This is a genomic window from Kutzneria sp. NPDC051319, from assembly GCF_040682195.1.
Lineage (GTDB): Bacteria > Actinomycetota > Actinomycetes > Mycobacteriales > Pseudonocardiaceae > Kutzneria.
This window is the reverse complement of the sequence record NZ_JBFBAM010000089.1, coordinates 26,408-36,637: the sequence shown is the minus strand read 5'-3', so window position 1 is coordinate 36,637 and position 10,230 is coordinate 26,408. Positions and strand designations below refer to the sequence as shown.

Annotated in this window: 7 protein-coding genes and 1 pseudogene; 1 reads left to right on the top strand and 7 read right to left on the bottom strand. The window is 69.7% G+C overall.

Annotated elements, in window-relative coordinates; all coding sequences use genetic code 11:
- Positions 1-90: 90 nt before the first annotated feature.
- The 7 genes and pseudogenes from AB0M73_RS44210 to AB0M73_RS44180 all read right to left on the bottom strand — a co-directional run bounded on the left by AB0M73_RS44210 (position 91) and on the right by AB0M73_RS44180 (position 9,250).
- Positions 91-1,128: a 2-oxoglutarate and iron-dependent oxygenase domain-containing protein gene (locus tag AB0M73_RS44210; protein WP_363905137.1), complete on the bottom strand. Its 1,038-nt coding sequence runs from the start codon at positions 1,126-1,128 to the stop codon at positions 91-93.
- A gap of 106 nt (positions 1,129-1,234) precedes the next feature.
- Entirely contained in the window at positions 1,235-2,206 is a 972-nt protein-coding gene (egtD, locus tag AB0M73_RS44205) for an L-histidine N(alpha)-methyltransferase (RefSeq protein ID WP_363905134.1), read from the bottom strand.
- Positions 2,203-2,964 carry an ergothioneine biosynthesis protein EgtC gene (gene egtC / locus AB0M73_RS44200; RefSeq protein ID WP_043728754.1) on the bottom strand — a complete coding sequence of 254 codons (762 nt, stop codon included), beginning with the start codon at positions 2,962-2,964 and terminating at the stop codon, positions 2,203-2,205. The genes egtD and egtC overlap by 4 nt, the downstream gene beginning before the upstream one ends.
- Before the next feature lie 5 nt (positions 2,965-2,969).
- Entirely contained in the window at positions 2,970-4,274 is a 1,305-nt protein-coding gene (gene egtB, locus AB0M73_RS44195) for an ergothioneine biosynthesis protein EgtB (protein WP_363905131.1), read from the bottom strand.
- 73 nt (positions 4,275-4,347) lie between these two features.
- Positions 4,348-5,595, bottom strand: a complete 1,248-nt coding sequence (locus tag AB0M73_RS44190; protein ID WP_363905128.1) for a glutamate-cysteine ligase family protein — start codon at positions 5,593-5,595, stop codon at positions 4,348-4,350.
- 158 nt (positions 5,596-5,753) lie between these two features.
- Positions 5,754-7,091, bottom strand: coding sequence for a cytochrome P450 (locus AB0M73_RS44185; RefSeq protein ID WP_363905125.1), 1,338 nt, complete (start codon positions 7,089-7,091; stop codon positions 5,754-5,756).
- Between the two features lie 136 nt (positions 7,092-7,227).
- A pseudogene (locus AB0M73_RS44180) lies at positions 7,228-9,250 on the bottom strand (PQQ-dependent sugar dehydrogenase).
- A gap of 279 nt (positions 9,251-9,529) precedes the next feature.
- Here AB0M73_RS44180 and AB0M73_RS44175 point away from each other — a divergent pair.
- A complete protein-coding gene (locus tag AB0M73_RS44175) occupies positions 9,530-10,129 on the top strand; it encodes a TetR/AcrR family transcriptional regulator (protein ID WP_043716388.1) in 600 nt (199 codons plus the stop codon).
- Positions 10,130-10,230 lie beyond the last annotated feature (101 nt).

The following is a 10,230-nucleotide window of genomic DNA, read 5'->3' as shown; positions in this document are numbered from 1 at the left end:
GCATCACAGTCACGTCGGCGTCCCGGACGGACGCCGGCCTATTTTCCCGCATCAACAGCGGCCGTCACAGGCCCCCGTTACTCGCGGGGGTTAGAGGGTGGGGACCGACGCGCGCATGTGGGTGAGGATGGAGAGGCGGTTCTCGGAGAGGATGCGTTGGGTGGTCACGCGGTCCGGGTAGCAGCGCATGAACATGTTCGTGAAGTGGGTGCCGTAGTGGATGGCCTCGTCGCCCTGGCCGCCGTGGAGGACGGCGGGGAAGTCGGGCTCGTGAAAGTAGGCGATGGAGTAGCGGTCGCGGTCGGCGAGCTTCACCTTGTGCGGCGTGGAAAGCAGCTCGCCGCCGGTGAGGAGCTGGAGGATGTCGCCGGGAAAGACCGTGAAGGTGCTGGGCACGGGGTCGACGAGGTGCCAGGGTTCCTCGTTCTCGAAGGCACCGGCGGAGCTCTCGTCGTCGAGCCAGTTGCGGGGACGCTTCTCGCCGACGACGGGCGGCCGCACGAACAGGCCGTTGCCGACGTCGTCCTGGGTGGCGATGACGAGCATGCCGTAGTCGGTGTGAGCGCCGATTCCCCGTGCGGTGACGGCGGAGCGGGCCGGGAACCGCAGGACCCGCATGTGATGCCAGCCATCAGCGGCCAGATCGGTCAGGGCGTTCATGTCCAACCCGAGGCCGAGCGCGGTGAGCTTGAGGATCTTGTCGCCGATCAGGCTGAACTGGGACATGAGGGCGGTCATCACGTCGCGGTAGACCGGATCGGGCCAGGGCGCCGGCCCGTGGCAGGGCCAGCCGGCGCGGACGCGGGGATCGGACAGGGGCAGGTCCTTGCACACGGTGAAGATCTCCGAGAAGTCCTTCTCCCCGGCGGTTTCCTCCTCTCCCGAGGCGACGTAGCCGGCATAGGTGAGGTCGCTGACCAGGGCTGTCTTCTCGGGTAGCGGCCGGGCGAAGAACCGGCGGCTCTCGCGTAGGGCGGCCGCGGCGACCGCGTCGGCGACGCTGCCGGTGGCCACCTGGAGGATGCCGTCGGCCTGCCAGGTGCGGACGAGTTCGACGCCCAGCGCGATGTCCCAGATCGAACCGGTGACCTCGGCGGGGAGCTGGAAGGTGCGAAGTGTCGTCGTCATGGCGTCCACACGATCGTGCGGACCCGAACGGTTCGACCGGACGGCGAAGGCGGCCGAAAGATACATCGGCGGGCGCCCGGAGGCGCCCGCCGATGGGCGCGGGGCGTTACTCCGCGCGGGACAGGGAGACCGCGAAGCGCTCGGCGCTGTCGGTCCACCAGTGCGCCAGGCCGAAGCCGGCGTCGGCCAGCTCGTCGCCGACGCGGGACTGCCGGAACTTGGCGGAGATCTCGGTGCGCATCTCCTCGCCCTCGGCGAAGTCGATCTCGATGCCGGCCCCGGGCAGGGCGACGTGCATGGGGCGCAGGGCCCGCAGGCGCATCTCGATCCACTCGTTGTCCGAGTCCCACAACGCGACGTGTTCGAACGAATCCGCGTCGAAGTCGGCGTCGAGTTCGCGGTTGACGACCCGCAGCACATTGCGGTTGAACGCGGCGGTGACGCCGGCGGAGTCGTCGTAGGCCGGCACGAGAACACCGGGGTCCTTGACCAGGTCGGTGCCGAGCAGCAGCCACTCCCCCGGCTCGAGAACCTCGCGGATGGAGCCGAAGAACTTGGCCCGCTCCGCCGGCAGGAGGTTGCCGATGGTGCCGCCGAGGAAGGCGAACAGCCGGGGGCCGTCGCCCGGCAACAGGGCCAGGTGCTCGGTGAAGTCCCCGACGACGGCATGCACGGCCAGGCCCGGGTACTCGCCGACGATGGTCTCGGCGGCGGCGCTCAGCGCGCTCTCGGAGACGTCCATGGGCACGAACTGCTTCAGAGAACCGTTGGCCTGCAAGGCATCCAACAGCGTCCGGGTCTTGTCCGACGAGCCCGAGCCGAGCTCGATGAGGGTGCGGGCCCGGGTCACGGAAGCGATCTCCGCGGCCCGGGCCCGCAGCACCTCCCGCTCGGCCCGCGTCGGGTAGTACTCGGGCAGCTCGGTGATCTGCTCGAACAGATCGCTGCCGACGGCGTCGTAGAACCACTTGGGCGGCAACGACTTCAGCGGGCCGGCCAGACCGGCCCGCACGTCGTTGCGCAGCGCGCGGGCCATGTGGTCGGCGGTGAGGTGGTTTTCCACTACCGGGTTGGTCATGGTTCCTGCCGTCCTGGATCCAGGGGTCGGATGTCCACAGTGGTCTTGGAGGCGAACACGATGCTGTGGTCGGGCACGGCGACCCAGGCCGGGTCGTCGTCGATGGGCTCGGACGCGACGGTCACCGCGCCCGGCCCGGGCCGCACCCACAGCGAGTGCCACCACGCGGTGGCAACGAGCAGTTCGTCGTTGCCCAGCAACAGGTTCAGTCGGGAGTCGGGCGCGGCCGCGGCGACCTCCAGCATGACGGCCTCGATGGCGTCGACGGGGTCCTGCCCCGCCCGCAGGCGGTGCCGGACCAGCGCCCACAGCAGGGCGGCGTCGGTCGGGGCGTCGAGCGTGATCAGATCGGTCACCGGAAGTCGTTGCGCCAGCAGTGAAACGCTGTCCGGCCAGCCGCGCACGACGCCGTTGTGGCTGAACAGCCAGCTCCCCTCGGCAAAAGGGGCGCTGGCCGTCTCCACCACGGGCATGCCGACGGTCGCCGAGCGGGCCGCGGCGACCACGGCGGTGGCCCTGGTCGCCGCGGCCAGCGAGGCGAAGCCGCTGTCGGTCCACATCGGCACGGCCCGCCGGTAGCGCACCGGCGCCTTCTCCCCGGGCGCGAACCAGCCGGCCCCGAAACCGTCGGCGTTGATGGTCCCGCCGTGCCGCATGTCCTGCGGCGCGTACGACTGGCGCAGCAGCGAGTGCGGCGGCGCCAGCAGCAGGTCGGCCAGCGGCACGGCGGGGCCCAGGTAACCCAGATGGCGGCACACCGGCGTCAGTCCGGCCGGTGGTCGCGGGCGCACCGGAAGCCGGCGAAGATCTGCCGCCGGATCGGGTGGTCCCAGTTGCGGAAGGTGCCGCGCACGGCCGCCTTGTCGGTGCCGAACGACCCGCCCCGCAGCATCTTGTAGTCCCCGCCGAAGAACACCTCGGAGTACTCCTTGTACGGGAACGCCCTGAAGCCGGGATAGGGCCGGAAGTCCGAGTCGAGCCACTCCCACACGTCGCCGACCAGCTGCCGCACACCCAGCGGCGACTGCCCCAGCGGGTACGCGCCGACCGGGGCCGGCCGCAGGTGGCGCTGGCCGAGGTTGGCGTGCTCGTCCGTCGGATCCTCGTCGCCCCAGGGATATCGGCGGGATCGACCGGTGTCCGGGTCGAAGCGGGCGGCCTTCTCCCACTCCGGCTCGGTCGGCAGCCGCTTGCCGGCCCACGCCGCGTAGGCCTCGGCCTCGTGGTAGCTGACGTGCACGACCGGCTCGTCGACCGGAATCGGCTCCACCACGCCGAATCTGGTGCGCTGCCAGCCGTCGCCGTCACGGTGCCAGAACCGAGGCGACGTCAGGCCGGCCTCGGTCCGGTAGGCCCAGCCTCGCTCGCTCCACCAGCGCGCGTCGTCATAACCGCCGGCGTCGATGAAGGCCAGGTAGTGCCCGTTGCTCACCGGCACGGTGTCGATCCAGAACGAGTCGACGTGCACCTGATGGGCCGGGCGCTCGTTGTCCAGGGCCCACGGTTCGAGCGAGGTGCCCATCTCGAACGAGCCGCCCGGCACGAACACCTCGGCCGGCAGCCGCTCCGCCGGGGCCGCCGGCGGGTTGGGGGCGTGCAGGACGGGATTGCCCTTGCGGAGCTGGTGGGTGGCCAGCATGGTCTCGTCGTGCTGCTGCTCGTGCTGCACGATCATGCCGAAGGCGAAGCCGTTCTCGACGAGCTCGCGGCCCTCCAGCGGCGTGCGGTCCAGCACGTCGAACACCTTGTCCCGCACCTCACGCACATAGGTGCGGGCCTCGGCCGGGTTGAGCAGCGGCAGCGACGGCCGCTCGGCCCGCGGATGCTGGAACGCGTCGTACAGCTCGTCGATGTCCTGGCGCACCGGCTCGCGGCCGCCGACGTCACGGACCAGCCACAGCTCCTCCTGGTTGCCGATGTGGGCGAGGTCCCACACCAGCGGCGACATCAGCTTGGAGTGCTGGCGGACCAGGTCGTCCTCGTCGACGGCCTCGGTGAGCAGCGTGCTGCGGTCACGGGAGCGCTCAAGAGCCTCGGCGATGGCCGAGCGAAGATCAGATGAGGTCACAGTCCCCCCTCGCTAGCGCTCGGCGCGTCTGCGACGCGGGTCCCTGCATTGAATGGCTCGCTCGCAAGCTCGCTCACTGTGTCTTGCCTCCAAGCTTCGCGGTGGCCGTCGCGAGGCGGCGATCGAGGCTGTCGATCACCGGCGCGGACAGCTCCGTCGGCAGGCCGAGCCGATGCAGGTTGTGCAGGCCCAGCTCGAGGGCGGCGGCCGCGGTCCGGGCGACCGGGCGGTCGTCCAGGCCGAGGCGGGCCGCCGGCAGCCAGCGCCCGGCCGAGGGCGCGGCCGCGTCCAGCGCGGCGTCGACGACGTCGTCCGCGCTGAACAGGGCGATGAGCAGCGCGACCGCCGGACTCCAGTCGCCGGGCGGCTGCGAGTCCAGGTACCGGACCTCGAAGTAGCCGCGCGGCCGGACCGGGGTGAACATGGTGCTGAGGTGGTAGTCGAGATCGTCGGTGGTGGGCACGCCGGGCAGCGCGCCCGCGATCCAGTCGGCGAAGGTGACGTCGCCGGGCACGTCCCAGCTGTCGCCGCCGTGCCGGAAGCAGATCAGCGGCGTGTCCAGCACGCGGCGGGCCCAGCTGGCTGCCGGGTCGTGGCCGGTGTCGCCCGGGCCGCTGCGCACGGGTTCGGCCCCCAGCACCACTCGCGTGCGGGCCGAGGCCCACCCGGTCGAGCGGCCGGCCAGTCCCGGCGAGTTGGCGAACGCCGCCAGCAGCGCCGGACCCAGCGCGTGCAGCGCGTTCCAGCGTGTGGCGACCTGTCCCGCTTCGCCCGTGTCCAGGCACACCTGTAGGCCCGCGGTGCTGCACATCATGGCGACACCGTCGGGCCCGTATCGGTCGAACCGGGAGTTCATCGCCGCGTAGCGAGGGGTGTTCAGGATCCTGCGCGGTGGGCGGTAGGGATCGGCGCCGGCCGTGCCCAGTTCCAGACCTTCCGCCGCGAGCAGCCGCTGCAGCTGCGCGATGTCGGCGGAGACGGTGGTGAGCAGGTCGGCTGTTGTCGTCTTGGGTGGAGTGGAGATCTCCACCTGGCCACCGGGCTCGACGGTGACAGGGGAACCACCGCGAAGCGGCAGATTCGGGCTGTCCGGCCGGAGCGTGGCGGGGGCATGGGGCCCCAGGGCTTTCGCTAGGACTTCGGGGTCGAGCGGCTGACATCGGTCCTGCGCGTGGTGCACCGTCCACTCGATCTCGGCGCCAACGTACCTCGGTGGCCCGTGCTTGAAGCAGACCGAGGCCACGTAGGCCTCGGCCCGTTCACGGTCCGGGAGTAAATCGGGCGCCGGATCGGTGGCGGGAGTAACACTGACGGTAGTCACCGTTACCACCCTTCGTGATCGTCGTCGTTCCGACGCTACACGGGGGGTCTGACAATCGCACGGCTTCCCAGGTCAGGCAGGTAGGTCGTTCACCTGTTGGTAAGGACTTCCGACCGTCCGTGCCGCCTCGGCTGCCCGAGATGACACGGACCGGCCGGTCAGCGCCTCGACAGCACCATGTGGCTGTGCCGCGGGCGGTAGGTGGTGCTGGCCAGCGGCTCGGGGTCGGGGTGCACGGGCGTGAGGTTCCACGGGCCGAAGAAGGTGGCCACCATGATCATCATCTCGGTGAAGGCGAAGGACTCCCCGATGCACTTGCGGACGCCGGAGCCGAACGGCAGGTAGGCCTGGCGGTGCAGGGACCTGGCCCGCTCCGGCAGCCAGCGGTCGGGGTCGAAAACGCGAGCATTGTCGAAATTGCGAGGGTCCATGTGCTCGGCGTACGGACTGAACATCACGTCCGCGCCGGCCGGGATCCGCACGCCGGCCAGCTCGACGTCGGTGGTGGCGTAGCGGGAGAGGATCCACGCCACGGGATACATGCGCAGCGCCTCCTGCACGACCCGGGCGGTGTACTCCAGCTTGGGCAGGTCCTCGTAGTCGAGCCGGCGGCCGGCCAGCACGAGATCGAGCTCCTCGTGCATGCGGTCCCGGATCTCGGGGTGCTGGTGCAGCGCGTAGGCCATCCACAGCATCATCGTCGCGGACGTCTCGGTGCCGGCGACCATCATGCTGCGGATCTCGTCGTGAAGCTGAGTGTCGGTCATGCCGTTGCCGGTGTCGTCCTGGGCCAGCATCATCATCGACATCAGGTCGCCCTGGTCGGCGCCGGTGCGCCGGTACTCGGCGATCACGTTGTCCACCACGCGGTGCAGCTCGCGCAGGGCGGCGTCCTCACGCAGCTTGGGCGGCAGCGGCAGCTTGTGCACGAAGGAGATGGGGATGAAGGCCCGCCGCCCCACGCCGTTGACGATCACCTGCATCACCGCCCGCACCTCGGCCGCGGTGTCGGTGTCGCGCACGCCGGAGAACAGGCACCGGGTCAACGCGTCCATAGTGGCCACGTTCATCAGGGCGTCGAAGTCCACTGTGGACCCGTCGGTCCACTGCTCGACGATCTCGGCCGACACGTCCGCCATCACCTCGGTGTAGCGGGCCAGCCGGCCGTGATGGAAGGCCGGGTTCATCAGCGGTCGGGCCCGGCGCGCCTGCTCGCGGTCGCAGCCGACCAAGCCGTTGCCCAGCAAGGTCTTCGACTGCTTGAACAGCGGCCCGCCCTTGTCGAAGCACTGCGACTTGGTGATCAGCAGCTCCTTGCACATGGCCGGCGTGGTGACCAGGTACACGGGGCGCGGCCCCAGGTTGAACCGGACCACGCTGCCGGCGTCGCGCATCTGCTCGACGAACTCCAGCGGCCGACGTAGAAGGTCCACTGCGTGTCCGAGCAGCGGCAGGCCGCCCGGCAAGACGGTGATCGGCGAGGCTTTGATCGACATCTGCTGTCCTGTCCACTAGACGGCCAGACACCGATGTGATAGCACCGCGCCGCCGCCCACACAGCCGTTCAGAAGCAATGGCTGCGCAAAACCCCCGTGTTTGACCACGGGGGCTTGCGTTTCGGCTCAGCCTGTACTAGCTGGGGAAATCACTAGGGGAACTTGAGCTTCACGATGACGTTGTCCTTGGAGCTCGGCGTGCCGCCGTTCTTGTCGTCGTTGGTGGAGGTCACCCACAGCCCGCCGTCCGGCGTCTTGACCACGGTGCGCAGCCGGCCCCACCGCCCGGCGAAGATCGCCTGCGGGGTGCTGGTGCCGGTGCCGGCGGAGTTGATCTGCGCCACGTACATGCGCTCGCCGGTCACCGCGGCGACGTAGATCCAGTTGTTGACGATCTCGATGGCGCTCGGGCCGCCCGACGAGGTCGACCACGTCTGCTTGGGCGCGATGAAGCCGCCGCAGTTGCCCTGCGTGCCCTCGCACGACGGCCAGCCGAAGTTGCCGCCCTTCTGGATCAGGTTCAGCTCGTCCTGGCTGTTCTCGCCGAACTCGGTCTCCCACAGCTGGCCGCGCGAGTCCCAGGCGATGCCCTGCGGGTTGCGGTGCCCCATGCTGTAGACGTACCGCGCGTTGCCGCCCGTGGCGTAGAACGGGTTGTCGGTGGGCGCGGTGCCGTCGGCGTTGAGCCGCAACACCTTGCCGTTCAGGGAGCTCTTGTTCTGGGCGTTGGAGCCGTTCTTGGCGTCGCCGGCGGTGGCGTAGAGCTTGCCGTCCGGGCCGAAGCGCAGCCGGCCGCCGTTGTGGTACCGGTTCTTCTCGATGCCGGTCAGGATCGGCGTCGACGTGGTCGACAGCTTGCCGTCCTGGTAGGTCATCCGCACGATCCGGTTGTCGTTGGCCGCGGTGTGGTCGATGTAGATGAAGTGGTCGTTGGCGAAGTTGGGCGACACGGCCAGGCCGAGCACACCGCCCTCGCCGCTGGTCGTCACGGCGCCGGGAACCTTGCCCAGCACGGTGACCTGGCCGTCGAGGGTGACCCGGTCGATCTCGAACCGGTCACGCTCGGCCACCAGCGCCGAGCCGTCCGGCAGCCAGTCGATGCCCCACGGCAGGTCGAGCTTGGCGACATCCTTCTCGTAGGTGGGAATGCCGCCCTTGCCGCCGGGCGCGGAGGTGGTGACCGACAAGGCATTGCTCGCCGCGGAGGTGTTGCCGTCGGGGTCGCGTGCGGTCACCGTGAACGTGTACTTGGTGCTGGGGTTGAGATCCGTGACCGTGGTGGCGGTCGAGTTGGTCGTGGCGACCTTGGTGGCGCCCTGGTACACGTCGTAGCCGGAGATCACGCCGCCGTTGTCGGTGGAGGCGTCCCATGCCAGCGCGGCGCTGTCGGCCGTCACGCCCGTGGAGCGCAGGTTCTTGGGCGCGGACGGCGGAGTGTGGTCATCGCTCGGCGGTGTCGTGAAGGTGACGACGTTGCTCTGCTGCGAGGCGTTGCCCGCCGCGTCGAACGCGCCGACCGAGATGTCGTAGGACGTGTTCGGGGTCAGGGTGTCCACAGTGGCCGACAGCGTCTTGCCGTCCACGGTCTTGAGCACGTTGCCGCCACGGTTGACCTCGTAGCGCACCACGCTGGTGTCGTCGGAGGCGGCGCCCCAGGCGAAGTGCGCGGTGGTCGGCGTGAGGTCGCTGACCACCAGGTTGGTCGGCGGGGTCGGCGGCGTGGTGTCGACGTTGTTCGGCGTCACCGTCACGTTGTCGAGGTTGGGGCCGCCGTTGGCGGTGGTCGCCGTGGCCCGGACCTTGTTGCTGCCGGCCTTGAGGTTGACGGTGGTGGTGGCCACATTCCACGTCGTCCAGCTGCCGGTGGTCGGGAAGCCCAGGTTGCTGACCGCCGCGGTGCCGTTGACGGTCACGTCCATCGGGCGGTTGTCGGGGGCGTCGAAGGCGTAGCGGAAGTCCAGGCGGGCGCTGCCGGCCGCCGGCGCGTTCACCGTGAACTCGACGTAGCCGCCGACGGTGTTTGTGTAGTCGACAAAACCTGTTCCGGTGTAACCGGTGTGATTGTTCGCGACGGTCGCTTGAGAAATCGTCGCGTTCTCTGCTTCATAGACCGTGCCGGCCTTGGGCGCGGCCAGCGCGTCCGGGACGACAATGGCCAGCGCGACGACCGCGGACAGGCCGCAGGCGAGCGCCAGCTTCAGGCGGGATGGGGGTGCCACGATTCCTCCCACAGCAGGGGTACGGGGGTGGCGGCGGAACGGTCAGGAAAATCCTTGCCCGTAAGGGGGATCACACCATTTGTCGGTTCGGGTGTCAATACGTGAAAGCGCTTGCTTTCATTCGCCACTGAAATCATAGGATGTTTCATCGGTTACGTTCTGTATGCAATCCGTACGTACGGATTGCAATTGCCGCCCCCGCGCTGCGACGATGGCCGAATGCCCCGCGTCAGCCAGGACCACCTCGAGGCCCGCCGCCGCCAGATCCTCGACGGCGCGCGCGCCTGCTTCGCCCGCCATGGCTACGAGGGCGCCACGGTACGGCGGTTGGAAGAGGCTACCGGACTCTCGCGCGGCGCGATCTTCCATCACTTCCGCGACAAGGAGTCGCTGTTCCTCGCCCTGGCCGAGGACGACGCCCTGCGCATGGCCGAGGTGGTGGCCGAGCAGGGCCTCGTGCAGGTGATGCGCGACCTGCTTGCGGGTCGCAAGGACGGGGACGACGACGAGCACCCGGCCGACTGGCTGGGCACCCGTCTGGAGGTCTCCCGCCGCCTGCGCACCGACCCCGACTTCCGCGCCCGCTGGGCCGAGCGCTCCGAGCAGCTGACCAAGGCCACCCAGGACCGCCTCCGCCGTCAGCGCGAGGCCGGCAACCTCCGTGACGACGTGGCGGTCGAGGTGCTGTCCGACTTCCTGGAGCTGGTGCTGGAGGGCCTCGTCTCGCACCTGGCGATGGGCCTGCCTGCCGACGACCTCGGCCCCGTGCTCGACCTGGTCGAGGAGACCGTCCGCCGGCACCGCCGCAGCGACTGCTGACAACGCCCAATCCGGCGAGCCCACCGGCGCGGACGGACGTCATGAAGGCGTGAGAAAGAGCTCGGTGCCGGCGTTCTCATCTCCGCCGGCCGCAGTCGGTT